Genomic DNA, 24,374 nt, shown 5'->3' on the forward strand with positions numbered 1-24,374 from the left:
CACCGTGACCAACCACCACATCGGCCGCTCGTTCCCCGGCATGAGCGCCGACATCGAAGCCGCCTGCCCCTGCCCGAAAGCATCGTGCGGCCTCGTCATCGAGGAGCAGGTGACGGAGGCGTGCGATCAGCATCACTGGTCGGCGTCGAAGACGATGCGGCAGTCGCACCCGGCGGACGAGTGCCCGGGTGCGTCTGTCGTGTCGCTGCCGCCCGCCGACCAGACCGCGCTCCGCGACCGCATCGCCCAGGCGCTCGCCGCCTACGACCTGCCCTACTTCGACCACAGGCACCAGTACGAGGTCGCCGACGCGGTGCTGGCCGTGCTGCCCGCGACCACCGACCAGACCGCCGACCGGGCTGCCGTCCTCCGCGAAGCCGCCGACCACCTCGACAACTCCGAGCGCCTGCGCGACCTCACCGACGATCACATGCTGGACATCAACGCCGCCGCGAACGAGCTGCGCCGTATGGCCGACGAGACACAGCCCGCCGAGACCGAAGGCGCGCGCTGCTCCTGCGGCGGCCGATTCCCCGTCAGCCACCTGCACGCCGACGCCCACCAGCCCGCCGCCGGGGCGCAGCCGGAGTGCACCGCGTCCCTGAGCGGCTCCTGCCTCCGCGAAGCCGAGTCGGAGACGGCCTGCGACACCGAGGACGGCGAGTGCGTGCACGGTGGGCAGCCCGCCGCCGGGGCGCGGCAGGACGGGGCGCAGCCGTCGTGAATGCCTACGCCATCGCCACCCAGTACGCCGTGACCCTCCTCCCCGAGACGGACATCAACAGCCCGTTCTACGAGATCACCGTCGACTACCGCGGCCACGGCCTGTGGGCCATCACCCGCCACCGCGAGTGCATGAACCACGACGGCAGCTGGGACTGGGAACCCATCCCGTCCGAGCGCACCGACGAGTGGATCGCCGCGCACCGATTCGACCTCGACACCGCGCTGCGCCTCGCAAAGGAAGCCGCACCGCACGTCACCGTGAACGGAATCACCGCCGTCGAAGCCCTGGCCCGGTCAGCACGGCGGGAGGCGCAGCAGTGATCGCTGAAGCCGTCGACACCCTCCGCCTCCTCATCCTCGCCGCCGGCATCTGGTTCATCGCCGGAGCCGTCGCCGTCGGTCTCGCCCTGGCCGCCATCCTCGTGGCGCTGTACGGCGCTGTACGGGCCGCATGGCGCCTCATACGGCCCGGGCGTCGCCCGCGCCCCTCCTGGGCCCGTGGACGCGCCGCAGCCCGCCGCTACGCCCGCCGCGAGCCCGACTACGAGGAAGCCGCATGACCGAGCAGCTCGCCCTCGACTGCGACCCCGACTGGACCGACGAGCCCGACGACGACCTCGACCGGCCGCCCAGCCCGTTCGCCCTCCGACAAGCCGAACTCCGCGACCAACAAGACCAGGGCGCCAGCCGCTACGCCCTCTGGACCGCCCACAACGTCCCCACCGGGAGCTACCTGTGACCCACCGCACCGACGCCGCCGCCAGCATCATCGCCGCCCGCGACGTCCTCGCCGAGATCGAAGGCCAACGCACCTCCACCGACATCACCATCGCCAACGCCGCCCGCGCCCAGGCCATCGCCACCGCGGCCGTCGCCCAGGCGATCCTCGCGCTCGGCGACACGATCAGCTCCCAGCGCAACGTCAGGACCACGCAGTGACCGCCGCCCGCAAGGCCCGGGCCTGCCACGCCGGCGCCCTCGCCTCCGTCATCACCGCGATCTACCCGGCCACCCAGCACCCGGCGTTCGGCATCCCCGGCCTGGTCTCGGCCGCGATCCTGCTGCTCGTCTCCGCGTCGTACGAGCGGGAGGCCCGCGAGGACGCGGCCCGCGCGGCCCGAGTTTGCGGCGCCCCGCACCACCTGTACCCCGAGACCCTGTGCACCGAGCCCGCCGGCCACTACGTCCGCGACCGCGACTCCCACGCCGGACCGCTGATCATCAGCGGTCGTGAGCGCGGCGGCGCAGCGTGGGACGAGCCACGGGCCGCGGCATGACCGGCCCGAGCAGCACACCCCGGGGCGAGCACCAGCCCGCCCCGGGCGTCACCTGGCAGACCCGTCTCGTCCGCGTCGAGCAGCTCGTCGACGACGAGACCCCCGACCCCCGACCGAACCGGAAGACCCGCCGCGCGGCCACGCGCGCCACCCGCAAGAAGGGAAACCGCCGATGATCCGCGAGGACCGATTCGTCATGTCACGCAAGCAGTACGCCGTCGACCTCGGCAGCCTCGACACGAGCGACCCGGACCGGCCGACCATGCGAGCCGTCTGGTACCGGCGCCGCCGCGGCGTGACCGTGGCCTGCATCGGCGACCTGTGGGACGCGCAGGACAGCGTGCCCGAGAGCGCCGCCGAGTTCCTCGACCGGCACGACGACGGCCGCCACGGAGGCGACTGTCAGGGCCGGTGGGACGGCGAACGCTACTGGGGAGCGCAGAGGCCCGAGGTCATCGAGGAACACCTCGCGCTGCTGCGGCCGATGCTCGACAACTGCCCCACCGTGCCCGACGGCTACGACGGATGGTGGCGATTCTGAGCCGCCCCTGACACGACGACGGGGCGCCCCCATCCGGCCAGATGTCCGGGGCGCCCCATGCGCGGTGTGATCAGCCTACGCCCCACCCAGCACACGGAGCGCACGATGACCAGCACCGCCACCCACCTCCGCACCATCGCCCTCCACTGGACCGACCTCCACGAAGCCGCCGGCCAACCCGTCACCGTCGGCGCCTTCGGCCTCGGCCTCCGCGGCTACCTCGCCCGCCTCGACGCCGACGAGGCCGAAGCGCGCACCCACAAAGCCGCCGCCCTCCGCGCCCTGGAACGCGACCCGCTTCAGATCGGCCAGCGCCCGATCCCGGTCCGGCTGCACATCCTCGACACCATGGCCGGCATTCACGCTGAGCTCCTCGAATGCGCCGACGCGATCGCCGAGACCGTGCAGCGGAAGCCGATCCGGCCGCCGGCACCGCGTCGTGCCGCTGTAGCCCGGACCCGCGCGGAGCGGCTCGTCTGGGAAGACCACGCCCGCCGTGTCGAGGCGGCGCAGGCTGATGCCGCGGACCGGCGTCGGTGGCGGTGGACCGGGCCCCGGCCGGACGCGCCGTACACCGCGCTGTGGCTCCTCGGCCGGATGCAAGGCGCGCCGGGCCCGTTCCGTCCGGTCACCTCCGCGGAGGAGGAGCGGATCGCCTCGGTGGCCCGGTCGGCGGCCGGTCGAGTAGAGCGGGCCCTCGACATCGCAGCGCAGCAACGGACGCTGGAGCAGCGGTGCGCGTGCGGCGGCGCGATCGATGTCCACGGCGGGGAGGGCCGGACGCCCGTCGCGCACTGCACCGGGTGCGGCAGGATCTGGGCCGAGAGCGGGGTGATCGCGGCATGAACGACGACGAGGCCCGGAAGTTCGCGGAGATCCTTCGCGCAGAGCTGTTGCGAGAGCATCCCGAGGTGGCGCGGGAGGTGCCACAGATGCGGCGTGGCATGCGCAGCCCGAGCCGGATCTTCCTGATCGAAGAGCGGCGCAGCGACGGCGACGTGGCATCCTGAGCGCGGCGGTCCGGAAGACCGGGTGGCGACCGGTGCCGGTGGGATACGGGAGCCTGCCCGGACCGCCCTGATCAGCACGGGGCCCGCCGTCCCCAGTGGGTGCGGCTGGCCCATTGGAAGGTGCCCCCTCCCGTGCCCTGCGACCGTACGATGCCGTCGGTCAGTGCGTCCAGACGTCCGGCCCGCCCCCACGCCACTCGATCAGCGCGCTGCGGACGACGTCCATCTCGTCGAAGCCCTGCAACCCGGCCTCCTGCATGAACGCCGCCACGTCCTGCACACCGTACGCCAGCCCCAGAATCGCCCCGTCGACCCGCACACGCCGGCCGCCCTGCTCATCGGGTGGGTACACGATCACGGGACGGTCGGTGGCCATACACCCATCGTCCGCGCGCCGACCGGCGAGAGCACGGCAGGCGGCGCATCCTGGTGACGTGCACCCCGACCGCTACCACCTCGTCCTCTCCCTCGACGGCCGGCCGACCATGCACGGCTGGTGGGCGGACGAGACCGTGGCCCGCGGCAGGTTCACCGCCTGGGTCGGCGCCTACGGCCAGGCCGGCGCGCGCATCACCCTCACCGACGACGAGACGGGCACCGTGTTGACGGAGTGGCCGGACCCCGGGTGATCGTCTGCCATCCTGTCCGGCATGGCTCACCGTCCGTACCCCGTCGCCGCCCGCGCGCTGCGGCAGATCATGCGCCGCCACGGCAACCAGCTCCCACCCCTGCCCGGGCCGCGCACACCCCAAGGTCCGGCCGGCGATTACCGACTGTCGACCCGCCGCGGGCAGTAGGGCCCCGGACACGACGAAGCCCCCGCCTCGCTGGAGGACGGGGGCTTCGGTGCGGGCGGGCTACGGCCGCCACGACTCCTGGTATCCGGGACGGTCCGCGTAGGGCAACGCGAACAGGCGCAGCACCTCACTTAGGACGTCACGCCTGTGGATGGCGGTTGCTCGGTCCATCTCCGGCATGAGCGTGCTCTGCCCCTCGGCCTTCACCCTCTCGATCAGGGCGGCGAGTTCCGCCATGCGATCGACGGCCGTGATGTACTTCGCGATCACCTGCCGCTTGGCGTCGATCTCGCGCAGCACCCGCGCCGGTTCATGCTCGGCCATGTGCTCGCGTACCTCGGAGGAGAGGTCGGTGCCGTAGATCGCGATGTCGCTCGCGGTCCACTCGCCGTTGCCAGGGCAAGCGCGCGCCTTCGCCTCATCGGCGTCGAGCTGCGCGCGTAGCCACTGCACCAGGTCATCCATCGTGTGCCTCCATTTGCTTGGCCGGGTCGTCGGCGATGATCTGCCGGACACGTCCGAAGCTGATCCCCGAGGCGTCCGCGATCTGCCGGTAAGACATGCCGCGCTCGACCATCTCGAGCACGGCGTCGCGCCGCTCCTTCCGGACCTTCTCTCCGACCGACTTGAGCAGCTCGGTCAGTCTCTTGGCCCGCGCCTCGGGCGGCTCCCCGTCCGTGACCGCGTCGATCGCTTCCAGCACTCGCCGCACCTCCTCTGCCCGGTCGTCCATGTCCGTTCCTTCCCGGGGCTCGGGAGGCGGATCTTCCTTACCGTCTTGTGTAGGAACCTACACGCGTGTAGCTTCCTACACAACGGTTCGGAGGTTCCGCCTCCGACCTGATGCACAAAGCCCCCGGCCCGGCGCTGGAACGCCATATGGGCCGGGGGCGGACCCACCCACAACCGCGACGAAGGAGCAGGTCCGCCATGGAGCGTACCGACCAGCAGCAGCCCCAGCCCAGCCCCACGCCCGTCACCCAGGACGTCAACGCGTCGGCCGCCGAGCTCCAGCAGCGCGCCGCCAACGACTACGCCGTCGCCCAGGCCGCCCGGGAAGCGCAGGGGAACCGCCGATGAACACCAACCCCTGGCAGCACCCGATCGTCACCAACATCGACGAGAACGCCCAGTACACCGCCACCCTCAGCGACAACGCCGGCGCCACCTGGAACGACGACACCCACCCCCACCCCATCGTCTGCGGCGGACACGTCCAGATCGAGGCCGCCAAGACCCTGCAGGCTCTGGCCGCCGGAGCGTCGGACTGCCGGGTTCTCTCCGAGGACGACGCGGCCGTCGTGACCATCCAGCGCGGTGACTCCGTCGTCAAGTGGACGCGGAGGGCCGCCTGATGCCCATGCACGTCATCGACGAGAAGGCCGTCCTCCCCGAGACCGGACAGCACGGCAACACCGTCCCCGTCCGCGTCCTCTCCGACGACGGCACCACCGCCCGCGTCCAGATCGAAGGCTGCGGCATCCACCTGCGCCAGGGCGCCGTCCACACCGTCGCGTCGACCGCGGTGAGGAGGAGCCGCTGATGGGTCTGTTCTCGCGTCGCGCGCAGTCCACCCGCGCCTACCCCGCCGCCGGCACCTCCGTCACCGGCGACGCCGCCCGGTTCCGCCGCGCCAAGACGTCCGGCGCCCGCGAGGCCGGCGATGCCGCCGAGAAGTGGGAGAAGGCCGACCGGGCGCGCATGAAGCGCGGCGGCACCTTCCGCTGGACGAACTGATGCGCGCCCTCTACATCCTCGCCATGGTCTGGCCGCTGATCCTCGCCGCCGTCCTCATCGGCCGGCACTTCGCCTGACCCACCGACCGGCCGGGCCGCGAACCTCCCCCCGCGGCCCGGCCCCCACTCCGGAAGGACCAGATCCGATGTTCGCCTTCCTCACCCGTCGCAAGGAGACCACCGTGCCCGAGACCACCCCCGCACCCGCCGAGGCCAAGAGCAACGTCCTGATGCGGTTCCTCACCCAGGGCGGCGCCACCGTCGAACTCCGCAAGGAGGCGAAGCCGGGCCGCCTCGTCTACCCGTACCTCTGCCTGGGCTGCGACTACGAGTTCGACAACTACGACTCGATCGTTCACGCCCGCGGCGAGGCCAACGAGCACGCCGCCACCTGCCGTGCCATGCCCAAGCCCACCGCCTGACCACCCCCTCCACCGCCGCGCCCAACGACACACAACCCGGGCGCGGCCCCAAGGAAGGACCCCGATGGAACGCCTCCGCCGCCTCGACGTGTTCGCCGTCGTCGAGAAGCTCCTCACCCTCGCCGCGCTCACCCTCGTCGCCATCACCGTCGGCGGCCAGCTCGGCCCCATGCTCGGCCTCGACGGCCGCCTCGGCCACATCGCCGGATGGTCCATCGCCCTCGTCTACGACGCCCTCTGGATCGGCGCCCTCCGCATGTCGGAGGTCGCGATCCGGCAGCGCTCCCGCCTCGGCATGGCCGTCATGCTCGGCCTGTCCCTCGCCGCGCTCGGCGTGTCCACCGGAACCCTCCTGATCCTCGGCCACGCCAAGGTGTTCGCGTTCGTGCCCCTGGCCGCCGCCCTCTTCATGGCGCTGCGCCTGTTCGTCGGCAACGTCCTCGCCGACGGCACCACCGCCAACGAGATCGCTGGCCAGTCCGCCGCCGACCGCAACGCCCGCGCCCGCGCCGCCGCCGACGCCCGCCACCTCCGTGCGGCCGCCGTCACCGACGTCGTCACCGAGACCGCCGGCCACCTCGGCGAGATGGAGCGTCAGATCGCCCGCGCGCAGACCCTCACCGTCGCGGAGGCCCGCATCGCGAAGGCCCGCGCGAAGGCAGAGAAGCGCCTCGAGAAGGCCGACAAGAAGCACGGCGAGAAGGCCGCGGCGTTCGCGACACGCGCCCTGACGCTCGCCGTGTCGACCCCTGACACGACCGTGTCGGCCGCCGTCACGGCACCCGACACAGACCGTCCCGCCATCGCCCCGGCCACAGCTCCCGAGACCACCCCCGACACGACCGCCCCGCACCCCGTGCCGCCCACCGACACGCAGGTCACCGACCCCACCGACGCGACCGCCGACACGGCCGAAGCGGCCCCGACACAGTCCGTCACGCTCGCCGAGTTGGCCGCCGTCGCGGGCGTGTCGACCCCCGTGACGGGCGAGCCGCTCACCGACACACAGCTCGGCGTCGTCCTGCGGCACCTGCGGTACACCGACGACCCGCCCCGCTCCTACAGGCACGCCCAGAAGGAGTTCCGCGACCGCGGATTCGTCGGCAGCGACGAACGCCTGCGCCGCGTCTGGGGCGCCCTCCTCACCCACGAAGAGACCACCCCCGTCAGCGAGTAGCCCCGGCTTCCGACACCACCAGTGGCGGCCAGCACCCCGTGTTCTGGCCCTCGCTGCGACTGCCGGAAGCAGTCCACCACCGGCGAGCAGACCCGGCGAGCAGCACCCGTGCAGACCCGGCGAGCAGACCCGAACCGCCCCGTCCCGTCGACCCGAGGACCCCGCATGATCAGCCAGGGCGCCGACGAGCGCCGCATCCGTAGCCTCCTCGTTCAGGCAGGCGTCGGGCCACAGGCCGGCCCCACCCCGGCCCCCGCCGCGCCCGCGGCACCGCCCTCCAACGACCCGTCCGACGCGTGGTGGGACAGGCTGTACGCCAGCGAGCAGCCGGCCCCGCCCGCACCAGTCCGGCGGCCGTCGACTCGGCTGCCGGACTGGTGGGCGGCCAAGCCCGACCGTCTCCCCGCCCCGCCTGCCGACACGGAGGACGACACGGCCGACACGGCCCCCGTCACGCCCCCGACCAGCAGCCCGCCGACCAACGTCACGCCACCCGACACACCCCCGGCACACCCCACGGCACAGGAGACGACACGGCGACACGCTCCGCCCCAGTCCCTCCTCGACGCCTGGGCCAGCATCCGCCCCCGCACCCGCTGGCTCATCCACCACACCACCGCAGCCGCCGCAGGCTGGCCCCTCGGCCTTGTCGACTGGGGCACCAGCACAGCCGCCTGGTACGCCCACGGCCACTGGACCACCCCCTCCGCGTGGGTCCTGTACGGCCTCGGCGCCTGCGCCATCAGCCTCTACCGGCGCGCCCGCACCTGGGCCTGGCCCCTCGCCTGGGCCGCCGCCATCCCCGTCTCGTCTGTCTCCGCCGGCCTGCTCCTCTACGGCACCGGCGCCTGACCCCGAAGGAACCTCGTGGACTCCCTGTTCGGCAACCTCGGCATCGTCGGCCTCGCCGTCGCCCTGACCGTGTTGCTGCTGGTCGGCATCAAGGGCGGCGGCAAGGTCAAGCCGCTCGGCTGGTGGCCCTGCCTCATCCTCGGCATGCTCGCCGGATCGTCCTATGCGGCGGCCGGCGGCCTGTTCAAGCTGGTCCCGGACCTGGTCGGCTCGCTGTTGGACGTGGCGCAGGGCATCGTGCCGGGCGTCACCATGCCCGCCGTAGCCCTGACGCTGGCGATCGTCATTCTGTTCAAGAAGCTCGACACCAAGCAGGTCGCCCTGTTGGGCATCGTGTTCTGGTACGCGGCGTCCGGCGCGGGCGGCCTGTGGAGCACCGTCTCCGAGGCCATCGCCAACCTCGGCCAGCAGGTCGCCTGATGGTCACCCGCACGGCCGACAAGGTCCGCGCCCTGCTGCCCCTGCTGGGGTCGCTCGGCGCGGGCTCCCGGGCCCTGCTGCTGCGCCTCGCGGGACGGCTGGGCTGGAAGGGCACGCTCGCTGTCCTCGTCGTCGCCGGGTACGCGGTGGCCCGGTACCGGCCGGCGTTCGCGTGGCTGCTCGCCGCCTGGTGCGTCGCCGCGTGGATGCACGCCCCCGACCGCCGGGAGCAGCCCGTCGAGGAGGCAGGGGAGCAGCCCCCCGCCGAGGTCCCCCACGACCCGCTCCCGGGCATCCTCTGGGACCTCATCGGCGAGGCCCCCGGCGTCCACGTGAAGCGGGTCGTCGAGCACCTCCACGAGACCGGGCAGGACCCCACCTGCCAGGCGGCCGACGTGCGCGCCGCTCTCGGCCGCCGCGGCATCCCTCTGCGGGCGTCCGTCCGGGACGCCGCGGGCCGGGTGAATCAGGGGGTGCACCGGGAGGACCTCACCGTCTGGGAAGAGGCACTCTCCCCGGGCGCTCCCGCGCCCCTCTCCAAGACCCGTAGCAACCCCGCTACTACGCCTCTGACCAGCGGTGTAGCAGACGCCGCTACAGCCGTAGCTACGCCTCCTACGCCCGCGAACTGACCCGCCCGGAAGGACCCCTGTCATGCCGTACGAGTACTGGTGCCGCCAGTGCAAGGCCGTCTCACCGGAGCGCCGCGGTCGCAGCGCGGACGCCGAGGACGAGCTCGTCGAGCACCGGCGTACCGCGCACGGAGGGCTGGCGCCGGCCGCGGGTGACGGGGTCCGGGCGGTGCACGACGAGGCGCGTGGCGACGGGTGTCTGCCGTCGGGGAGCTTCCTGTTCGTCGCGTTTCTGATCTTCGCGGTCCTGGCGAACTGCTGGGGCCGCTGACCACAAGCCCCGGGGCGGCCGCCCGCCTGCCAGCTAGCCGGCCGCCCCGGGTTCCATCCCAACCACGAGACGGAGAGCCCATCATGGCACTCGGATTCAAGAAGCCGATCAAGCCCGACGACCCGAGGTTGAAGGGTAAGGAGACGGAGTATCAGGCCAGCCGCGGCGGCTGGTTCCCCCGGGAGAAGAAGCCCGTCCCCGGCGCCCCGAAGAAGTAGCGGCCCAGCGACAAGCCTTCCGCTTCGTCACGATCAGGTGAATCCTGCCTACCTGAGGCAACCACACGCCACCCTCACGAGTCGCACACTCGCACAACACGAACAGCACCAGGGGGGACCCATGTCCAACACCACGCCACCCATGCCCGACTTCCCACCACCCACCCCGCCGGCCACCCCGAAGAAGTCCCGCACCAACGCCATCATCATCGGCGCCGCAGCCGCCGTCATCGCCGCGATCGTCGGCACCGGCATCGTCGTCGTGCAGGCCCAGGACGACGACAGCAAGCCAGCCGCCACCGCAGAGTCGAGCGCCCCGACCGAGGCCCCGGCAACCACGGTTGCCGAGGAGCCCGAACCCGAGCTGGAACCGAGCTACGTCGAGGTTGACCCCGACAGCTTTACGATCGAGCTGCGCACCACCGACCGGCAGTGCTTCGGCTCCGCGGGCTGCAACATGACGGTCGAGCCAAAGCTGACCTTCGTCGGCGACAGCACGGACATCGATCCGGACGCTGTGTACGAGATCACCTACGAGATCCGGGGTGGCGATTCAGGGCCGGTCATCGAGACGGCCGAACTGTCGGACCAGACGAGCTTGAACTTCATGCCGACGATGCTCAGTACGGCCTCGGCGGGTTCGAAGCTGTCCGTGAAGATCACCGATGTGGTGGCTCAGGGAGTGTGAGGCGTTGTAGCTGCGCCGATCGGGGGCCCGTCGTTCCGTGACGGCGGGCCCCGCCTGTGCACCTAGTTGCAAAACCGGGGATCATGACGCATCCTGAGGCCAGTCCTGGCATGCCCGGAACCGGAAGCCTCGGACGCGGCATCATTCCCCCCGTATCTCACATCCGTCCCAGGGGGGACCCATGAGCCACCAACCGCCAGCACGAAACCCAAGACCCGGCATCGGCCGGAAGATCCTTACCTTCGGCTGCCTGCCCCTCGCCGTCCTCTTCGGCGCTTTGATCGCCCTCGGCGTGGCGCTCGACGACGGCGACGACGAGAGCGACGCCAAGGCCACCACCTCCGCGACACCCAGTACCCCCGCGCCGTCGTCGAAGAAGCCAGCCCCCAGCCCTTCCGAGTCCGACGAGGGGCCGGGTATCAGCAAGCGGCGCATGACGGAACTCAGCGTCGGCCTGGTCTGGGACAAGTACAGCGACGCGCAGAAAGACGTGCTGTGCACCGGCGTCGAGGCCTACGGGCCCGAGTGGCTGGCCGACCAGTTGCAGAGCGACAACCTCGACCACGAGTACGCTGGCCAGCTTGTTGAGGAGAAGTGCGCCAACCGCTGACCCGCAGCATCCACTGACTGGCCCGGCCGTGACCCGTTCCCACGGCCGGGCCTTCGCACGCCCCAAGGGAGGTGACCCGTGGCCAACCAGAACACCAACCCGGTCACCGAAGCGGAACTCCAGCAGATCCGCGAGCTGCACGCACAGGGCAAGGGCCGCAACGAGATCTCCCGGATCGTCGGCCGCAGCCTCCGCACCATCAGCGTCCACGCTGAACAACTCGGGCTCACCTTCGACCGCACCGCTACCGCCGTCGCCACCGAGGCCCGCAAAGTCGACGCCAAGGCGCGCCGCACCGCCATCATCGAGCGCGCCTACAGCCGCGTGGAGAAGCTCCTCGACCACCTCGACGCAGCCGAACGTGGCCAGTTCAAATTCACCACCGGCACCGTCAACGGCATCGAGACTCAAAGCCTCGACCACGTCCCAGGCCAAGAAGAGAAAGCCCTCGCAGGGGCCATCACCCAGTACCTCAACCAGGCCGTCAAGCTCGAGCAGCTCGACGGCGACCCCGGGGTGGACGCCGCCCGCTCGATGCTCGGCTCCCTCGCCGAGGGCCTGAACAAGCTGGCCGGCCTCGACGGTGGAGGGGACGACAGCGGGGAGGGCTGATGCTCGACTCGCTGCCACTCTCCCGCGCGCAGATCCGCTCGATCGCCGCCGCGACCGCGCGCATCAACATCTGGCACGGAGCCATCCGCTCCGGCAAGACGATCGCCTCGCTGATCGCCTTCCTGATCGCCGTCGCTGCGGCGCCGGCGTCCGGGCTGATCGTGATCGTGGGCCGGTCGCTGCAGACGATCGAACGGAACGTCCTCGACCCGCTTCAGGACGAGGCGCTGTTCGGGGCGGTCGCGAAGCTCGTCGTCCATACCCGCGGCGCGACGACGGCGACGATCCTCGGCCGGACGGTGCACCTGATCGGTGCGGCGGACTCCCGCGCCGAGGGCCGTCTGCGCGGGCTGACCGCGTGCCTGGCGTACGTGGACGAGGCGACGCTGATGCCGCGCGGCTTCTGGAACCAGCTCCTCGGCCGCTTGTCGGTGCCGGGGGCGCGGTTGATGGCCACGACCAACCCGGACAACCCGGGGCACTGGCTGAAGAAGGAGTTCCTCGACCGCGCCGACCAGCTCGACTTGCGCGCGTGGCACTTCACCCTCGACGACAACCCGGCGTTGGACCCCGCCTACGTCGCCTCGCTCAAGGCCGAGTACGTGGGTCTCTGGTACCGGCGGTTCATCTCCGGGCACTGGGTGCAGTCCGAGGGCGCGATCTACGAGATGTTCGACGCGCAGAAGCACGTCGTCCGGACGTTGCCGCGGATCGAACGCTGGCTGTGCGACTCGATCGACTACGGCACCGTCAACCCCTACGCCGACCTCCTCGTCGGTGTCGGCGCGGACCGGCGCCTGTACGTCGTCTCGGAGTACCGGCACGACTCGCGGACCGCACGCCGGCAGATGACCGACAGCGAGTACTCGAAGGCGCGGCGGGCGTGGCTCGCCCGGGTGCCGCAGCCGGAGACGAACGTGCTCGGGGTCGCCCCGGAGTGGACGATCGTGGACCCGTCCGCGTCGTCGTACATCGAGCAGCTCCACCGCGACGGCGTGTCCGGTGTGACGGCCGCCGACAACTCGGTCCTCGACGGGATCCGCACCGTCTCCTCGCTGTTCTCCACCGGGGACCTGCTCGTGCACGAGTCCGCGCAGGGCCTGATCGACGAGCTGCCCGGCTACTCCTGGGACGACAAGGCGGCCGAGCGCGGCGAGGACAAGCCGATCAAGGAGAACGACCACAGCGTCGACGCACTCCGCTACGGCGTACGGACGACCGAGGCCCTGTGGCGGCCATACCTACCGACCCGGTTGGAGGTGGCCGCCTGATGGCCGCAGAGGTCAAGATGCCTGTCCGTCTCCAGCTCGGGGACCTCCCGCCGTACGAGGTCGGGGCGCTGACCTTCGATCTCTCCGACGGGCCGGACAGCTTCACCACGAACCTCGCCGCAGCCCTCCGTGCAGCGGCCGACGAGATCGAACGCCCGAAGGGCAACGACCAAGGGGAGGTGCCGGATGCCGCTGCCCACGGGTAACACCGCCTGGCCGCCCCCGTACCTCGGCCCCGCCCTCGACGCCATGCACGGCTGGGACTCCTGGTGGTCCGGAGACCCCGACCGGCTGGAAGCCCTGTACGGCGGCCGGTCCGGTGGCGGCCCCGACCCGAAGCGTCTCGCCGCGACGATGAGCGGCGGCGTCTGGGGCCGGATCTCGCGCTGGTGGTGGGGCACTCCCACCGCGGCCGGGGAGCGGCGGACGAAGCTTCACGTTCCGATCGCCGGGGACCTGTGCGGCGGCAGCGCGGACCTGCTCTTCAGTGAGCCGCCGAAGTTCACCGTCGACGACGACACGACGCAGACCCGTCTCGACACCCTCGCCGACGACGGCATGCTCGCCACCCTCCAGACCGCAGCCGAGATCGGCGCCGCCCTCGGCGGGATCTACCTCCGGCCCGTCTACGACCAGGACGTCGCCGACCGGGCGTGGATCCACGCCGAGCACGCCGACCGCGCCTTGCCCGAATTCACCTGGGGCCGCCTCTCCGCAGTCACGTTCTGGCGGATCGTCCGCGAAGAGGACGGTCAGGTCTGGCGCCACCTCCAGCGGCACGAGCGCGGCCGCATCCTCCACGGCCTGTACCAGGGCACCAAGGACAACCTCGGCCGCCCGGTCCCGCTCGAGGACTCGTCGGCCACCGAGGACTACGCGCCGCTGGTCGACGCCGAGGGCGCCATGCCCACCGGCTACGACGGTCTCGACGTGGTCTACATCCCGAACCAGACGTCCCGCCGGTGGCGGTGCAAGCCGAAGCTCGCAGAGTTCGGCCGCTCCGACCTCGACGGCGTCGAACCGCTCATGGACTCCCTGGACGAGACCTACTCCAGCTGGATGCGGGACATCCGCCTCGGCAAGGGCCGCATCATCGTCCCGAACGCCTACCTCAACTCCAACGGGCCCGGGCGCGGCAGCAGCTGGAACCCGGACCAGGAGGCCTACGCCGGCCTGGAGATGCTGGTGCGGCAGGACGTCAACCAGCAGCTCACTGTGGCTCAGTTCCAGATTCGTGTGCAGGAGCACCGGGACACGGCCGAGGACCTGGTCAACCAGATCCTGCGGTCGGCCGGCTACTCCGGGCAGACCTTCGGGATCGGCGGCGACGTCGCCGTGACCGCGACCGAAGTGACGGCGCGGGAGCGGCGATCGATGACGACCCGCGGGAAGAAGATCCTGCGGTGGCGGCCCGCGCTGGCGCAGCTGGTGGAGGCGCTCCTCGCCGTCGACCAGTACGCGTTCGGCGGCGGCACCAAGCCGCAGCGGCCGACGGTCGAGTTCGAGGACAGCGTGCAGGAGGACCCGCTGTCCCTGGCGAACACCACGGACGTCCTCCGGCGGGCGCAGGCCGCGTCGACGGACACGCTGGTGCGGATGGCCCACCCCGAGTGGGACGACACGCAGGTGGCCGCCGAGGTGGCGCTGATCCAGCAGGAGAACGGTACCGGGGTGCCGGACCCGTTCCAGACGGGCGAGATGCCGTAGAGGTGGTGAGCCGCGGTGGCCGTGTCGCCGGAGATGTCCGAGGACCTGGCCGCCGCGGTCGCCGACCTGTACGAGGCCGCCGAGGGCGTACTGATCGACAAGATCCGCCGCGCCCTCACCGAAGGCTGGGACTCGCCGGTCTGGGCCGAGCTGAAGTTGGCCGCCGTCGGCAACCTCGCGTCGGCGGTCCGAGACGTGATCACGGCGCTCCAGACCGACGCCTCCGGGGCAATCGGGCAGGCTCTCGCCGAGGCGTACGACCGCGGCCAGCAGGCCGCTGTCGCCGAGCTGGGGGCCCTCGGAGTCGGCCAGGCCGCCGCGGCTGCGGTCGCTCTGCCGGCGGCCCCGGTCGTGGATCGGCTGGCGCAGGCGGTCATCGCCGACACCGGGCCCGTGTACCTGCGGATGCTCCGAGTGTCGGTGGACACGTACCGGGACGTCGTGGCCCGTGCGGCGGCGGCCCCGCTCCTCGGCGCGCAGACCCGACGACAGGCAGCACAGCGGGCGTTCGACGACTTCGCGGCCCGTGGGGTGCGCGGCTTCGTCGACCGGTCGGGACGGTCGTGGGAGCTGAGGTCGTACATCGAGGCGGCGATGCGGTCGGCGACCGCGCGCGCGTCGCTGGAGGCGCACTCGGACCGGCTTGGCGCGGCCGGGATCGATCTGGTGCTGGTGTCGCAGGCGCCGGAGGAGTGTCCGCTGTGCCGTCCGTGGGAGCGCAAGGTGCTCGCGCGCTCGGGCGCGCCCGGGAAGCGGACGGTGGAGGTCGAGCACGGTACCGAGGACGGCGAGATGGTCCGCGTGGAGGTGGCGGGGTCGCTGCCCGAGGCGCGGGCGGCGGGGCTGATGCACCCGAACTGCCGTCACCGGGTGTCGGCATATCTGCCCGGTGTCTCCCGGGTCCCGAAGGCTCAGCCGTCGCGGGGGACGTACGAGGACACGCAGCGGCAGCGGTACTACGAGCGGCAGATCCGGAAGTGGAAGCGGCTGGCGGATGCGGCCATGGATGAGCCCACGGCGAAGGCCAGGCGGGCGCGTGTGCGCGCGTATCAGGCCCGAATCCGGGAGCTGGTCGCTGAGACGGGGCTGCCCCGCAAGAGCCGCCGCGAGCAGCTCACCACGGCCCGCTGACCGGGCCCCACAGTCTTCCGCCCGCCAGGCGCGGGACGGACTGCACAACCCCCGCCAGGCGCGGGGCCGAACCATTCCGACGCGCACCAGGAGTGCACGCATGCAGAAGCGAACCCTTCCCAGGCTGGCCGGTGCTGGCTGGACGCACCCCTACCCCAAGGGCCCTTTCGACCCCTGGCTGTACGCCGACGGCGGGGACGGAGACGACTCCGGATCCGACAACGACGACAACGGTGACGAAGGCGGCGACGGCGGCCAGGACGACGACGCCGGCGGGACCGGCGACGACGACACCAAGGCCGACGACGAGGGCAAGGGCGAGAAGCCCAAGCCGAAGCCGCCCGCGAAGAAGGACGGCGAGGACCCGGCGGCCGAACTGGCGCGGCTCCGCAAGGAGCTGAAGGACGCCAACGCCGAGGCGGCCAAGGCCCGCACCGGGGCGAAGAAGCAGGCGGCCGAGGAGGCCAAGGCGCAGCTCGTCCAGGAGATGGGCAAGGCGCTCGGCCTGATCAAGGACGACAAGGACGAGGCGCCGGACCCGGCGAAGCTCACCGCCGAGATCGAGCGGACGCAGAAGGCGCACCGTGAGACGGCGATCGAGCTGGCCGTGTTCCGCGGGGCCGGGAAGCACAGCGCGGATGCGTCGGCGCTGACCGACTCCCGCTCGTTCCTGAAGTCCATCGCCGACTTGGACCCGTCTGCCGAAGGGTTCGACAAGGCCGTGTCCGCCGCCATCAAGGCCGCGGTCGCGGACAACCCCAAGCTCAAGGCGCAGACCGCGCCCGCGCGCAACAGCAGCGACTTCTCCGGCAGCTCGGAGAAGCCCAACAAGCCAACCGGCATCGAGGCCCAGCGCGAAGCACGCCGCAAGGCGCGCGCCTGAGCCTCTCCACGTAGAGAGGGCCCGCAATGGCCAACACGTTCCTGACCCCCGAGATCATCGCCACGCGGGCACTCGCCACGCTGTACGAGACGACCGTCATGGCGCAGCTCGTCCACCGCGACTACGACGGCGACTTCCGCGGCAAGCAGGGCGACACCATCACCGTCCGCAAGCCCGCCACGTTCACCGCGGCCGAGTTCAACCGCAACACCGGCATCGTGCCGCAGAACGCGACCGAGACCGGCGTCGACGTCACCCTGAACCACTTCTCCGACGTCAGCTTCAACGTGACGACGGAGCAGCTCACGCTGGAGATCGAGGACTTCGGTACGCAGCTCCTCGACCCGGCGATGGAGGCGATCGCCCAGAAGATCGACACCGACCTGCTGGCGCTCCGCAACGACGTTGTGCAGACCGTCGGCACGACCACCGGCCGGACGCTGACGGAGCCGGAGATCCTCATCGACGCCGGTAAGGTCCTCAACCAGGCCAAGGTGCCGACCACGGACCGGCACGCGGTGATCGGGCCGGTCGCGAACGCGGACTGGCTGGACTCGGACGTCCTGAAGAAGGTCAACGAGTCCGGGTCCACGGAGGCGCTGCGGGAGGCGTACCTGGGGCGGCGGCTGTTCGGGTTCGACCCGTACTGGACGCAGCACGTCACGGAGCCGGAGGAGGGTGTCGCCTTCCACCGCACGGCGTTCGCGCTGGTGACGCGGCCGCTGGAGGTGCCGCCGGGAGCCCAGGACGCCGTGATCATGAACTACAAGGGGTTCGGGCTGCGCGTGGTCTACGACTACGACATCAAGTACAAGCAGACCGTCGTCTCGGTCGACTGCCTGTACGGCACGAAGACCCTCGACGCGAACCGGGCCGTCCTGCTCCAGGGCGCCGGTTCCTGAGCCCTCCTCGGGTGGAGGTTGGTGGGTGAGAGGGGGCGCCGTGCGCTGCATTGTGCTCGGCGCCCCTCGCCCGCTGCACCTCAACCGCTGGAAGGACTGCCTCACCGAAGGCGGCCAGGATCTCGGCTGGGACATGCTCCACCTCCCCGCCCGAGGCATCACGACCGCCGACGTGGTGAACGCGTGCCGTGGGGCGGACATGCTGATCTGGGCCCGCACCCACGGCCACCAACCTGCCGGGGACATCCCCGGCATGCTGTGCGCGATCGAGGACGCAGGCACCGCCACCGTGGCCCTGCACCTCGACCTGTACTGGGGCATCCCGCACCGCGAGCAGCAGATCGGCGTGGACCCGTGGTGGTCGTGCCAGTGGGTGTTCACCGCGGACGGCGGGCACCAGGCGGAGTTCCTCGCCCGCGGCATCAATCATCACTGGCTGCCGCCGCCGCTCGGCCGCCGCTGGCTCGGCCGTAGCCGTCCGGACCGGGCCCGCTTTCCCGGCCGGATCGTGTTCGTCGGCGGTTACTCTCCCGGCATCCACGGCCAGCACCGCGCCGAGCTGCTCACGTGGGCCCGTCGCCGCTACGCGTTCGGGTTCCAGCAGTACGGGCGCGGCCGGCCGGTGTGGGGCGTCGATCTCGGTGCCCTGTACGCGTCGGCTGAGGTGGTCCTCGGCGACTCGGCTCCTGCCGCCCGGTACTGGTCGGACCGGGTGGTGTGCACGCTCGGGCGTGGGGGCCTGCTCGCGCACCCGCGCACGCAGGGCATGACCGAGCTCGGGTTCACGGACGACGTGATGCTGACCTACGACCGAGGCGACTTCCCCGGCCTCGGCGACCGCATCGACGCACTGACCGCCGCCCGCCGTCGGGAGATGACCGACGCAGCGCTCACCCTCGTCGAGGAACGGCACCTCTGGAGCCATCGCCTGCTGGACGTCGCGGAGGTGGTGTTCGGGTGCGGGTGATCATCGCGTGCGGTGGCCCACAGACGAAGTGGGGCGCCCACCTGGGGGTGCCGTCGCACCTGGTGCCGCTCCGCACCCATCACGGAGTGCCGCTGCTGTACCGCACCGTCGGCCAGGCCCGGGAGATCAGCGACGACGTCCACATCACCGCGCCCGCCGGAGACCACCGGTACAAGATCCCCGGCACCACCCTGCACGAGCAGGACGGCCGCGCACCCTCCGAGTACGCGGCCACCCGCGACCTGTGGAACCCGCGCGGCCGAACCGTGCTGCTGCTCGGCGACGTCTACTTCACCGACGCCGCCATGGCCACGATCGCCGCCTGGCGGGCGCACACCTACCGGGTGTTCGGCCGCTCCCACGGCAGCCTCATCACCGGCACCCCGTACGGCGAGATCTTCGCCGCCTCCTGGTGGCCCAGCCAGCACACCCGCCTGGACGCCCACCTCGCCGTCGTCCACGAGACTCGCGCGGCCGGCACCGTCACCCGGCCCCCGGGCTGGATGCTGCTCCGGGCGTGGCAGCGGACCCCGCTCGACCGGCACACGGTGAACCCGGCGTGCTTCTCCGAGATCCACGACTGGACCGACGACATCGACACCCCGCGCGACTATGCGCGGCACCCAGCAACCCGGGAAGGACCCGCCCCGTGGGCAACGTCATGAGGGCCCTGCCCGCCCTGCTGAAGCAGCTCGAATGGACACCGGCCCATCTGGTGCACGTCGGCGCCCACGAGGGCCAGGAGATGCCGTTCTACCGGGAGGCGGGCATCGGGCAGATCACTCTTGTCGAGCCGATCCCTGCGCTGGCCGCGCGCCTGCACCGGGCGTACCCGGAGGCGCTGGTGCACCAGTGCGCGTGCGGCAGCCAGCCCGGCCGCGAGCAGCTGCACATCATGGCCCGCACCAACCTCTCCACCCTCGCCGCACCGCAGGACATCGACCGCGTCGCGGACACGATCGACGTGGACGTCCGCCGCCTCGACGACCTCGCCCCCACCGCCGACGCCGCAGTGATCGACGCGCAGGGCCGAGAGCTGGACGTCCTCGCCGCAGCCCCGTGGCCGTCGCTGAGCCTCCTCATCGTCGAGACCTGCACCGTCGACGACCCCACCATGGCCAGCCCCTACCGGGATGTCGCCAACCTCGCCGCGAGCCACGGGTTCACCGAGGTCGCCCGCTGGGTCCGCGACTACGACTGGGTGTCCGAGTGGGGCCGCGGCCGAGGCCTGCCGCCGCGCAACGCCGAGGTCCGCGACGTCGTCTTCTACCGGCCCCGATCGTGACCGTGGCCATCCTCGTACCGTGGCGTGCCGACGGCGGCCCCCGCCAGACCGTATGGGCCTGGGTGCGACGGCAGTGGGCGCGCTGGCCGGACTGGCAGATCGTCACCGGCAGCCCGCCGGACGGGCCCTGGTCCAAGGGCGCGGCCGTCGCCGACGCTCTCCGGCAGACCGATGCTGACGTCCTGGTCGTTGCCGACGCCGACGTCTGGTCGGACGGCATCCCTGCCGCCGTCAACGCGGTGGCCGGCGGGCGGGCGCGGTGGGCGATGCCGCATCAGCTGGTGCGCCGCCTCACCGAGGACGCCACCCGTGCGGTCCTCGACGGCGCCCCGCTCGACGGACAGCCCACACAGGAGACCCACCCGGGCATGCCCGGCGGCGGCCTCGTCGTCCTCGCCCGCGACGTCCTCACCGGCGTCCCCATGGACCCGCACTTCGAGGGCTGGGGGCAGGAAGACCAGGCGTGGGCGCTCGCCCTCACCACGCTCGCCGGGCCGATGTGGCGCGGCACCGCCGACCTCACGCACCTGTGGCACCCGCCCGCCCCGCGCCGCTCCCGCGCAGTCGGCTCGACAGCGTCACTCGCCCGCTACCGCCGCTACCAGGCGGCCTCTGGCCAGGTCTCGCAGATGCGGGCGCTGGTCGCCACCTTCTGTCCGACCCCGCTGGAGGGATCACCGATGACGTACAGGTACCGCAACGGCAACACCGGGGACGAGGTGGAGTACCCGCAGCCCAACGCCCGGCTGGAGATGCTCCCGAACTGGGAGCGCATCGCCGCCCCCGCACCGGAGCCGGAGGAGCAGCCTTCCCCGGTGACAGTCCCGCCGGAGCGGCCCTCGCAGCAGGCCCCCAAGGCCGCGTGGATCGAGTACGCCACCTCGCGCGCACAGGGCACCGAGGAGGCCGCCGAGGTCGCGACGCTCACGAAGGCCGAGCTGATCGACCGCTACGGCAAGGAGACCACCGATGGCTGACCTCGTCACGAACTTCGGGAAGGGCCGCCACGTCCACTACGCGGCGCAGGCCCAGGCCGGCACGGGCGGTGCGCAGCTCGTCGCCGTGGTGCTGGAAGCCACAGGCCTGGAGGGCGACGACGCGCTCCAGGACTACGACACGCTCGCCGCGCTCCTCGCCGGAGCCAGCAACGAGCAGACGGTGATGGGCCGCAAAACGCTGACCGGGGTCACGGTGACCGTGGACGACACCGGAAACAAGACGTCGTGGACGGCCGGGGACCTGGTGTGGGCGGACGCGACGGGCAACCCCACGGGAAAGATCGTCATCGTGTTCGACCCGACCGGGGCCGGAACGGACGCGGACCTGCTGCCGCTCACGCTGCACGACTTCGTGGTCACCCCGGACGGCACGTCGATCACCGCATCCGTCGGCGCCGGCGGCATCGCCATCTCCGAGAACGCCGCATAAGGGGAAGGGGGGCGAACGCCATGCCCGTCATCGCGCTCGCCCCCGCCAGCGAAACCACCACCGCCGGACCCCTGCCCGGCCGGATCGCAACCCCCACCGCCGACCTCGTCGACGACTTCAACGACAACATCCTCGACACCGAGCTGTGGCCCGACTCGTACGGCGGCGTCACCGAGGCAGACGGCCGCGCCCAGGTGCCGTGCGGCCTGGACTACGCCGCCTACGCCTCCGGGAAGATCTACACCCTGCGGAACTCCCAGCTGTCCGTCCGCATGTACCCGGCACCGCTCGGTGATGCGCTGGTCGCCTGCTGGACTCAGCTCCTCATTCAGACCGGCACCGCGGGGACCGACCTCGTCGCCGAGTACAACGCGGTCCCCGGCACTCTCGGCATGGCCCTGCGGGTCGGCTACTTCGACCCCGAGTACCTCTCCATCCCGTACGACCCTGTGGAGCACGCGTACCTGCGTATCCGGCAGACCGGCACCGACCTGATGTGGGAGACCAGCCCCGACGGCAACACGTGGACGACCCGCCGTACCAGCCCGGCGCCCGCCTGGGTGTCTGACCCGACGCTCCAGGTGCAGCTCATCGCGCACCGCGACGACGGCACGGCGAACGTCGCGGAGTTCGATGACGTCAACGTGATCCCGCCCGTAGTGGTGGCGCCGATCGGTACGGCCGGCGGGCAGGCTGGCGCCGCCTCGTACAGCACAGCGAAGGCCACCGCGCTGACGGCTGCTGGTACAGCGGATACGGCTGGCACGGTTACGGGCGTGCGGCACATCGTGCTGGGGGCGGCCGTCGAGCAGTCGACCGGCGGACTGGCCGGGCATGCGCGTACGGCGACGGTAGGCCCGGCCCGGGAATCCGCCGGCGCGGGTTCTGTCGGGCACGCACGCGGAATGGTGCTGGGCCCCGCGGCAGAGGGAACAGCCGCCGGACCGGCAGCTGCCGTCAAGGGCGCTGGCCTTGGCCCGGCGGTCGGCGGCGAGCAGGCACGAGCCCTGACCAGCCTCGGGGAAATCCGGCTCTCAGACGCCCGCACGGTGGACAGCGGGCAGCCGGTGACCGGCAGCAAGACCACCTCCACCGGCCGAGCGGGGGCCGTGGACGATGCGCTGCCGGTCACCGCGGCCAAGACCAGCCCCTTCACGACTGCGGCCGCAGCAGACAGGGCGCAGCCCCTTGCCGTGGCCCGGGCGCAGGAGCTGACGGCCGCACGCGAGCAGGCGACCGTGGGCACGCTGACGCTGAGGAAACGGCTGACGCTGGGCACGGCCACCGCCCGCGCCCGTGCCCGCGTGCTGCACCTCCGTTCCTCCGGCGACATCGGCGCCGCCTGGAGCACCGACGACGCCAACCGGCTCCCGCTGTCCAAGCGGCTCCCGGTCGGCACTGCGCGCGCGGCAGAGGCCAGCGCCGCGCTCGCCGCCGGCCACAAGGTCCCGGTTGGCGTCGCGTCGTCGGCGGACCGTGCTGTCGAGGTGGCTGCGGGCAAGGCGCTGCCTCTCGGCGTAGCGCGCTGCACCGAGCAGGCCGCCACGACCACAGCCCGAAAGCACCGGCTGCTCCACCGGGCTGGTTGCGCAGAGGCTGGCGGCCTGATCCGGCAGCCGTTCCAGACCCGCCGCCTCCGCGCAGCGCTCGGCACGGACCGGGCGGGCCCGGTCGCGGGCATGAAGGAACGGCCGGCCGACCAGCTCACGCCCTCGTCGGGCGGTCCGAGGCTGGAGCCGTCGGTCGCCGGGCCGTCCCTCACCGCTTCGACTGTCGGCCCTTCGCTGGCCGCGACATCCACTGGAGGTGGCTGATGCCTGACGTGGGAGACGTGGTCACCGCGCAGCTCGTGGTGGCGCCGTACGACGGGACCACCCAGGCCGCGTTGACGGTGACCGCTCCGGACGGCAGTCTGTCGACGCCGGTCACCTCGAGCGAGGACGGCGGCCAGACGTGGACGGCGCCACTCACGTACACGGCGGCTGGAGTCTGGCTGCTGCACTGGACCGTGACCGGCACGGGCGCCTCGGTCGAGAACGAGCAGATCGCCGTCGCCCCCACCCCGGGCGTGAGCGCGGACGCGCGCACCTACGCGACGACGACCGACCTCGCGAACTACCTGCGAGCCGCACCGCCGCTCAACGCCCCCGGACTCCTCGCGGACGCGTCCCTGATGCTGGAGACCCGCGTCCTCGCGTACTGCCGGTATGACGTCGACGACGAGGGCATGCCCTCCGACCCGGACGTCGCCAAGGCGATCGCTCGGGCGGTGTGCGCGCAGGTCGCCTGGTGGGACGAGGTCGGCGACAGCACCGGCGCGGCCGGGGTCGGATACGGATCGGTAGCGATCGGCTCGGTGAACCTCGGCCGCTCCGTGACCAGCGTGTCGGGCGACGACTCGGCGGCCCGGCAGATCGCCCCGCAGGTCGCCGACGAACTCCGCGCCCCGCACCTCCACGACAAGCTGTACATCGGCGCGCTGACGGTGCCCTGGTGAGCCGCGTCCCAGGCTGGCTGCTACGCCACCGCATCATCATCGAGCCGTACCTGGGGGACTCCAGCACCGGCGCCCTGTACGGGGCGGCGCAGCAGGTGCGTGCGTTCGTCGACGAGCAGACCCGCGCCGTGGTCTCAGCCGGAGGCGAGCAGGTCACCTCCTCGTCGACGGCCTACACAGCGCCCGGGGTGACGGCGCCGCCGCTGTCCCGCGTGACGCTCCCCTCCGGCCGCGTCACCACGGTCATCGCCGCTCTGTCCCGCGACGGCGGCGGCCTGCCCACACCGGACCACGTGGAGATCCAACTCCAGTAA

General features: G+C 71.9%; 43 protein-coding genes. 40 read left to right on the forward strand and 3 right to left on the reverse strand.

What is annotated here, in order from left to right; genetic code table 11:
- Positions 1-4: 4 nt before the first annotated feature.
- The 10 genes from Sco07f_RS36405 (at position 5) to Sco07f_RS39905 (ending at position 3,554) form a co-directional block, all read left to right on the forward strand.
- Positions 5-724: a hypothetical protein gene (locus tag Sco07f_RS36405; RefSeq protein ID WP_159107031.1), complete on the forward strand. Its 720-nt coding sequence runs from the start codon at positions 5-7 to the stop codon at positions 722-724.
- The gene (locus Sco07f_RS36410; protein WP_108990412.1) at positions 721-1,047 is read left to right on the forward strand and encodes a hypothetical protein; all 327 of its coding nucleotides are present in this window, start codon (positions 721-723) and stop codon (positions 1,045-1,047) included. Before Sco07f_RS36405 ends, Sco07f_RS36410 begins: the two co-directional genes overlap by 4 nt.
- Positions 1,044-1,286, forward strand: coding sequence for a hypothetical protein (locus Sco07f_RS36415; protein ID WP_108990413.1), 243 nt, complete (start codon positions 1,044-1,046; stop codon positions 1,284-1,286). Before Sco07f_RS36410 ends, Sco07f_RS36415 begins: the two co-directional genes overlap by 4 nt.
- Complete coding sequence (locus tag Sco07f_RS36420; protein ID WP_108990414.1) at positions 1,283-1,465, forward strand: hypothetical protein; 183 nt, start codon at positions 1,283-1,285, stop codon at positions 1,463-1,465. The genes Sco07f_RS36415 and Sco07f_RS36420 overlap by 4 nt, the downstream gene beginning before the upstream one ends.
- Positions 1,462-1,665, forward strand: coding sequence for a hypothetical protein (locus Sco07f_RS36425; RefSeq protein WP_108990415.1), 204 nt, complete (start codon positions 1,462-1,464; stop codon positions 1,663-1,665). The genes Sco07f_RS36420 and Sco07f_RS36425 overlap by 4 nt, the downstream gene beginning before the upstream one ends.
- Complete coding sequence (locus Sco07f_RS36430) at positions 1,662-2,003, forward strand: hypothetical protein (RefSeq protein WP_108990416.1); 342 nt, start codon at positions 1,662-1,664, stop codon at positions 2,001-2,003. The genes Sco07f_RS36425 and Sco07f_RS36430 overlap by 4 nt, the downstream gene beginning before the upstream one ends.
- The gene (locus Sco07f_RS36435) at positions 2,000-2,179 is read left to right on the forward strand and encodes a hypothetical protein (RefSeq protein ID WP_108990417.1); all 180 of its coding nucleotides are present in this window, start codon (positions 2,000-2,002) and stop codon (positions 2,177-2,179) included. The genes Sco07f_RS36430 and Sco07f_RS36435 overlap by 4 nt, the downstream gene beginning before the upstream one ends.
- Before the next feature lie 20 nt (positions 2,180-2,199).
- Positions 2,200-2,544, forward strand: coding sequence for a hypothetical protein (locus tag Sco07f_RS36440; RefSeq protein WP_159107032.1), 345 nt, complete (start codon positions 2,200-2,202; stop codon positions 2,542-2,544).
- A 105-nt stretch (positions 2,545-2,649) separates the two neighbouring features.
- The gene (locus Sco07f_RS36445) at positions 2,650-3,390 is read left to right on the forward strand and encodes a hypothetical protein (protein ID WP_108990419.1); all 741 of its coding nucleotides are present in this window, start codon (positions 2,650-2,652) and stop codon (positions 3,388-3,390) included.
- Complete coding sequence (locus Sco07f_RS39905; RefSeq protein ID WP_159107033.1) at positions 3,387-3,554, forward strand: hypothetical protein; 168 nt, start codon at positions 3,387-3,389, stop codon at positions 3,552-3,554. The genes Sco07f_RS36445 and Sco07f_RS39905 overlap by 4 nt, the downstream gene beginning before the upstream one ends.
- 160 nt (positions 3,555-3,714) lie before the next feature.
- Here the strand turns inward: Sco07f_RS39905 and Sco07f_RS36450 are convergent, their stop codons facing one another.
- Positions 3,715-3,930 (reverse strand): hypothetical protein, encoded by a 216-nt coding sequence (locus Sco07f_RS36450; RefSeq protein WP_108990420.1) that lies wholly within the window; start codon positions 3,928-3,930, stop codon positions 3,715-3,717.
- 58 nt (positions 3,931-3,988) lie between these two features.
- Between Sco07f_RS36450 and Sco07f_RS36455 the strand changes: the two genes are divergently transcribed.
- Both Sco07f_RS36455 and Sco07f_RS39910 read left to right on the forward strand, forming a co-directional pair.
- The gene (locus Sco07f_RS36455; protein WP_108990421.1) at positions 3,989-4,183 is read left to right on the forward strand and encodes a hypothetical protein; all 195 of its coding nucleotides are present in this window, start codon (positions 3,989-3,991) and stop codon (positions 4,181-4,183) included.
- A gap of 21 nt (positions 4,184-4,204) precedes the next feature.
- Positions 4,205-4,351 carry a hypothetical protein gene (locus Sco07f_RS39910; RefSeq protein WP_159107034.1) on the forward strand — a complete coding sequence of 49 codons (147 nt, stop codon included), beginning with the start codon at positions 4,205-4,207 and terminating at the stop codon, positions 4,349-4,351.
- 60 nt (positions 4,352-4,411) lie between these two features.
- Here Sco07f_RS39910 and Sco07f_RS36460 read toward each other — a convergent pair whose 3' ends face one another.
- Both Sco07f_RS36460 and Sco07f_RS36465 read right to left on the reverse strand, forming a co-directional pair.
- Entirely contained in the window at positions 4,412-4,816 is a 405-nt protein-coding gene (locus Sco07f_RS36460) for a DUF6221 family protein (protein ID WP_108990422.1), read from the reverse strand.
- Entirely contained in the window at positions 4,809-5,084 is a 276-nt protein-coding gene (locus Sco07f_RS36465; RefSeq protein ID WP_108990423.1) for a sigma-70 RNA polymerase sigma factor region 4 domain-containing protein, read from the reverse strand. The genes Sco07f_RS36460 and Sco07f_RS36465 overlap by 8 nt, the downstream gene beginning before the upstream one ends.
- Positions 5,085-5,281: 197 nt before the next feature.
- Here Sco07f_RS36465 and Sco07f_RS39915 point away from each other — a divergent pair, with 197 nt between their 5' ends.
- The 28 genes from Sco07f_RS39915 (at position 5,282) to Sco07f_RS36595 (ending at position 24,374) form a co-directional block, all read left to right on the forward strand.
- Positions 5,282-5,431: a hypothetical protein gene (locus tag Sco07f_RS39915; protein WP_159107035.1), complete on the forward strand. Its 150-nt coding sequence runs from the start codon at positions 5,282-5,284 to the stop codon at positions 5,429-5,431.
- Positions 5,428-5,706 (forward strand): response regulator, encoded by a 279-nt coding sequence (locus Sco07f_RS36470; RefSeq protein ID WP_108990424.1) that lies wholly within the window; start codon positions 5,428-5,430, stop codon positions 5,704-5,706. The genes Sco07f_RS39915 and Sco07f_RS36470 overlap by 4 nt, the downstream gene beginning before the upstream one ends.
- Complete coding sequence (locus Sco07f_RS36475) at positions 5,706-5,894, forward strand: hypothetical protein (protein WP_159107036.1); 189 nt, start codon at positions 5,706-5,708, stop codon at positions 5,892-5,894. The genes Sco07f_RS36470 and Sco07f_RS36475 overlap by 1 nt, the downstream gene beginning before the upstream one ends.
- The gene (locus tag Sco07f_RS39920; protein ID WP_159107037.1) at positions 5,894-6,088 is read left to right on the forward strand and encodes a hypothetical protein; all 195 of its coding nucleotides are present in this window, start codon (positions 5,894-5,896) and stop codon (positions 6,086-6,088) included. Before Sco07f_RS36475 ends, Sco07f_RS39920 begins: the two co-directional genes overlap by 1 nt.
- 145 nt (positions 6,089-6,233) lie before the next feature.
- Positions 6,234-6,509, forward strand: coding sequence for a hypothetical protein (locus tag Sco07f_RS36485; protein WP_108990426.1), 276 nt, complete (start codon positions 6,234-6,236; stop codon positions 6,507-6,509).
- 64 nt (positions 6,510-6,573) lie between these two features.
- On the forward strand, positions 6,574-7,686 hold the full coding sequence (locus tag Sco07f_RS36490; RefSeq protein ID WP_108990427.1) for a RodZ family helix-turn-helix domain-containing protein: 1,113 nt from the start codon (positions 6,574-6,576) through the stop codon (positions 7,684-7,686).
- A gap of 165 nt (positions 7,687-7,851) precedes the next feature.
- Positions 7,852-8,538, forward strand: a complete 687-nt coding sequence (locus Sco07f_RS36495; RefSeq protein ID WP_108990428.1) for a hypothetical protein — start codon at positions 7,852-7,854, stop codon at positions 8,536-8,538.
- Between the two features lie 15 nt (positions 8,539-8,553).
- The gene (locus Sco07f_RS36500) at positions 8,554-8,958 is read left to right on the forward strand and encodes a hypothetical protein (RefSeq protein ID WP_108990429.1); all 405 of its coding nucleotides are present in this window, start codon (positions 8,554-8,556) and stop codon (positions 8,956-8,958) included.
- Positions 8,958-9,590: a hypothetical protein gene (locus Sco07f_RS36505; RefSeq protein WP_108990430.1), complete on the forward strand. Its 633-nt coding sequence runs from the start codon at positions 8,958-8,960 to the stop codon at positions 9,588-9,590. Before Sco07f_RS36500 ends, Sco07f_RS36505 begins: the two co-directional genes overlap by 1 nt.
- A 22-nt stretch (positions 9,591-9,612) precedes the next feature.
- Positions 9,613-9,861 carry a hypothetical protein gene (locus tag Sco07f_RS36510; protein WP_108990431.1) on the forward strand — a complete coding sequence of 83 codons (249 nt, stop codon included), beginning with the start codon at positions 9,613-9,615 and terminating at the stop codon, positions 9,859-9,861.
- Between the two features lie 83 nt (positions 9,862-9,944).
- Entirely contained in the window at positions 9,945-10,079 is a 135-nt protein-coding gene (locus tag Sco07f_RS41175) for a hypothetical protein (RefSeq protein WP_280524580.1), read from the forward strand.
- A gap of 121 nt (positions 10,080-10,200) precedes the next feature.
- A complete protein-coding gene (locus Sco07f_RS36515; protein ID WP_108990432.1) occupies positions 10,201-10,767 on the forward strand; it encodes a hypothetical protein in 567 nt (188 codons plus the stop codon).
- Positions 10,768-10,948: 181 nt separating this feature from the next.
- Positions 10,949-11,377 (forward strand): hypothetical protein, encoded by a 429-nt coding sequence (locus tag Sco07f_RS36520; protein WP_108990433.1) that lies wholly within the window; start codon positions 10,949-10,951, stop codon positions 11,375-11,377.
- Between the two features lie 78 nt (positions 11,378-11,455).
- Positions 11,456-11,989: a helix-turn-helix domain containing protein gene (locus Sco07f_RS36525; RefSeq protein ID WP_108990434.1), complete on the forward strand. Its 534-nt coding sequence runs from the start codon at positions 11,456-11,458 to the stop codon at positions 11,987-11,989.
- Positions 11,989-13,260, forward strand: a complete 1,272-nt coding sequence (locus Sco07f_RS36530) for a PBSX family phage terminase large subunit (RefSeq protein WP_108990435.1) — start codon at positions 11,989-11,991, stop codon at positions 13,258-13,260. The genes Sco07f_RS36525 and Sco07f_RS36530 overlap by 1 nt, the downstream gene beginning before the upstream one ends.
- The gene (locus Sco07f_RS36535; protein WP_108990436.1) at positions 13,260-13,466 is read left to right on the forward strand and encodes a hypothetical protein; all 207 of its coding nucleotides are present in this window, start codon (positions 13,260-13,262) and stop codon (positions 13,464-13,466) included. The genes Sco07f_RS36530 and Sco07f_RS36535 overlap by 1 nt, the downstream gene beginning before the upstream one ends.
- Complete coding sequence (locus Sco07f_RS36540) at positions 13,447-14,967, forward strand: phage portal protein (protein ID WP_108990437.1); 1,521 nt, start codon at positions 13,447-13,449, stop codon at positions 14,965-14,967. The genes Sco07f_RS36535 and Sco07f_RS36540 overlap by 20 nt, the downstream gene beginning before the upstream one ends.
- 15 nt (positions 14,968-14,982) lie before the next feature.
- Positions 14,983-16,098: a phage minor capsid protein gene (locus Sco07f_RS36545; RefSeq protein ID WP_108990438.1), complete on the forward strand. Its 1,116-nt coding sequence runs from the start codon at positions 14,983-14,985 to the stop codon at positions 16,096-16,098.
- A gap of 100 nt (positions 16,099-16,198) precedes the next feature.
- Positions 16,199-16,981: a hypothetical protein gene (locus Sco07f_RS36550; RefSeq protein ID WP_108990439.1), complete on the forward strand. Its 783-nt coding sequence runs from the start codon at positions 16,199-16,201 to the stop codon at positions 16,979-16,981.
- Between the two features lie 26 nt (positions 16,982-17,007).
- A complete protein-coding gene (locus Sco07f_RS36555; protein WP_108990440.1) occupies positions 17,008-17,883 on the forward strand; it encodes a major capsid protein in 876 nt (291 codons plus the stop codon).
- Positions 17,884-17,923: 40 nt separating this feature from the next.
- Positions 17,924-18,850: a glycosyltransferase family protein gene (locus tag Sco07f_RS36560; protein WP_108990441.1), complete on the forward strand. Its 927-nt coding sequence runs from the start codon at positions 17,924-17,926 to the stop codon at positions 18,848-18,850.
- Entirely contained in the window at positions 18,841-19,515 is a 675-nt protein-coding gene (locus Sco07f_RS36565; RefSeq protein ID WP_108990442.1) for a hypothetical protein, read from the forward strand. Before Sco07f_RS36560 ends, Sco07f_RS36565 begins: the two co-directional genes overlap by 10 nt.
- Positions 19,500-20,135 carry an FkbM family methyltransferase gene (locus Sco07f_RS36570; RefSeq protein ID WP_108990443.1) on the forward strand — a complete coding sequence of 212 codons (636 nt, stop codon included), beginning with the start codon at positions 19,500-19,502 and terminating at the stop codon, positions 20,133-20,135. Before Sco07f_RS36565 ends, Sco07f_RS36570 begins: the two co-directional genes overlap by 16 nt.
- Positions 20,136-20,137: 2 nt before the next feature.
- A complete protein-coding gene (locus Sco07f_RS40930) occupies positions 20,138-21,112 on the forward strand; it encodes a glycosyltransferase family 2 protein (protein ID WP_244942230.1) in 975 nt (324 codons plus the stop codon).
- Positions 21,105-21,563: a hypothetical protein gene (locus Sco07f_RS36580; protein WP_108990444.1), complete on the forward strand. Its 459-nt coding sequence runs from the start codon at positions 21,105-21,107 to the stop codon at positions 21,561-21,563. Before Sco07f_RS40930 ends, Sco07f_RS36580 begins: the two co-directional genes overlap by 8 nt.
- Positions 21,564-21,583: 20 nt before the next feature.
- On the forward strand, positions 21,584-23,377 hold the full coding sequence (locus Sco07f_RS36585) for a hypothetical protein (RefSeq protein ID WP_108990445.1): 1,794 nt from the start codon (positions 21,584-21,586) through the stop codon (positions 23,375-23,377).
- Complete coding sequence (locus Sco07f_RS36590) at positions 23,377-24,060, forward strand: hypothetical protein (protein ID WP_108990446.1); 684 nt, start codon at positions 23,377-23,379, stop codon at positions 24,058-24,060. The genes Sco07f_RS36585 and Sco07f_RS36590 overlap by 1 nt, the downstream gene beginning before the upstream one ends.
- The gene (locus tag Sco07f_RS36595) at positions 24,057-24,374 is read left to right on the forward strand and encodes a hypothetical protein (protein ID WP_108990447.1); all 318 of its coding nucleotides are present in this window, start codon (positions 24,057-24,059) and stop codon (positions 24,372-24,374) included. The genes Sco07f_RS36590 and Sco07f_RS36595 overlap by 4 nt, the downstream gene beginning before the upstream one ends.

The sequence above is a fragment of the Streptomyces coelicoflavus genome (assembly GCF_003112555.1).
Classification (GTDB): Bacteria; Actinomycetota; Actinomycetes; order Streptomycetales; family Streptomycetaceae; genus Streptomyces; species Streptomyces coelicoflavus.

Bases quoted from the DNA above. Each gene is read 5' to 3' on its own strand.
- Sco07f_RS36420 (WP_108990414.1), top strand. From the start codon at position 1,283: ATGACCGAGCAGCTCGCCCTCGACTGCGACCCCGACTGGACCGACGAG.
- Sco07f_RS36435 (WP_108990417.1), top strand. From the start codon at position 2,000: ATGACCGGCCCGAGCAGCACACCCCGGGGCGAGCACCAGCCCGCCCCG.
- Sco07f_RS36440 (WP_159107032.1), top strand. From the start codon at position 2,200: ATGTCACGCAAGCAGTACGCCGTCGACCTCGGCAGCCTCGACACGAGC.
- Sco07f_RS36445 (WP_108990419.1), top strand. From the start codon at position 2,650: ATGACCAGCACCGCCACCCACCTCCGCACCATCGCCCTCCACTGGACC.
- Sco07f_RS39905 (WP_159107033.1), top strand. From the start codon at position 3,387: ATGAACGACGACGAGGCCCGGAAGTTCGCGGAGATCCTTCGCGCAGAG.
- Sco07f_RS36450 (WP_108990420.1), bottom strand. From the start codon at position 3,930: ATGGCCACCGACCGTCCCGTGATCGTGTACCCACCCGATGAGCAGGGC.
- Sco07f_RS39910 (WP_159107034.1), top strand. From the start codon at position 4,205: ATGGCTCACCGTCCGTACCCCGTCGCCGCCCGCGCGCTGCGGCAGATC.
- Sco07f_RS36460 (WP_108990422.1), bottom strand. From the start codon at position 4,816: ATGGATGACCTGGTGCAGTGGCTACGCGCGCAGCTCGACGCCGATGAG.
- Sco07f_RS36465 (WP_108990423.1), bottom strand. From the start codon at position 5,084: ATGGACGACCGGGCAGAGGAGGTGCGGCGAGTGCTGGAAGCGATCGAC.
- Sco07f_RS39915 (WP_159107035.1), top strand. From the start codon at position 5,282: ATGGAGCGTACCGACCAGCAGCAGCCCCAGCCCAGCCCCACGCCCGTC.
- Sco07f_RS36470 (WP_108990424.1), top strand. From the start codon at position 5,428: ATGAACACCAACCCCTGGCAGCACCCGATCGTCACCAACATCGACGAG.
- Sco07f_RS36475 (WP_159107036.1), top strand. From the start codon at position 5,706: ATGCCCATGCACGTCATCGACGAGAAGGCCGTCCTCCCCGAGACCGGA.
- Sco07f_RS39920 (WP_159107037.1), top strand. From the start codon at position 5,894: ATGGGTCTGTTCTCGCGTCGCGCGCAGTCCACCCGCGCCTACCCCGCC.
- Sco07f_RS36485 (WP_108990426.1), top strand. From the start codon at position 6,234: ATGTTCGCCTTCCTCACCCGTCGCAAGGAGACCACCGTGCCCGAGACC.
- Sco07f_RS36490 (WP_108990427.1), top strand. From the start codon at position 6,574: ATGGAACGCCTCCGCCGCCTCGACGTGTTCGCCGTCGTCGAGAAGCTC.
- Sco07f_RS36495 (WP_108990428.1), top strand. From the start codon at position 7,852: ATGATCAGCCAGGGCGCCGACGAGCGCCGCATCCGTAGCCTCCTCGTT.
- Sco07f_RS36505 (WP_108990430.1), top strand. From the start codon at position 8,958: ATGGTCACCCGCACGGCCGACAAGGTCCGCGCCCTGCTGCCCCTGCTG.
- Sco07f_RS36510 (WP_108990431.1), top strand. From the start codon at position 9,613: ATGCCGTACGAGTACTGGTGCCGCCAGTGCAAGGCCGTCTCACCGGAG.
- Sco07f_RS41175 (WP_280524580.1), top strand. From the start codon at position 9,945: ATGGCACTCGGATTCAAGAAGCCGATCAAGCCCGACGACCCGAGGTTG.
- Sco07f_RS36515 (WP_108990432.1), top strand. From the start codon at position 10,201: ATGTCCAACACCACGCCACCCATGCCCGACTTCCCACCACCCACCCCG.
- Sco07f_RS36520 (WP_108990433.1), top strand. From the start codon at position 10,949: ATGAGCCACCAACCGCCAGCACGAAACCCAAGACCCGGCATCGGCCGG.
- Sco07f_RS36530 (WP_108990435.1), top strand. From the start codon at position 11,989: ATGCTCGACTCGCTGCCACTCTCCCGCGCGCAGATCCGCTCGATCGCC.
- Sco07f_RS36535 (WP_108990436.1), top strand. From the start codon at position 13,260: ATGGCCGCAGAGGTCAAGATGCCTGTCCGTCTCCAGCTCGGGGACCTC.
- Sco07f_RS36540 (WP_108990437.1), top strand. From the start codon at position 13,447: ATGCCGCTGCCCACGGGTAACACCGCCTGGCCGCCCCCGTACCTCGGC.
- Sco07f_RS36550 (WP_108990439.1), top strand. From the start codon at position 16,199: ATGCAGAAGCGAACCCTTCCCAGGCTGGCCGGTGCTGGCTGGACGCAC.
- Sco07f_RS36555 (WP_108990440.1), top strand. From the start codon at position 17,008: ATGGCCAACACGTTCCTGACCCCCGAGATCATCGCCACGCGGGCACTC.
- Sco07f_RS36580 (WP_108990444.1), top strand. From the start codon at position 21,105: ATGGCTGACCTCGTCACGAACTTCGGGAAGGGCCGCCACGTCCACTAC.
- Sco07f_RS36585 (WP_108990445.1), top strand. From the start codon at position 21,584: ATGCCCGTCATCGCGCTCGCCCCCGCCAGCGAAACCACCACCGCCGGA.
- Sco07f_RS36590 (WP_108990446.1), top strand. From the start codon at position 23,377: ATGCCTGACGTGGGAGACGTGGTCACCGCGCAGCTCGTGGTGGCGCCG.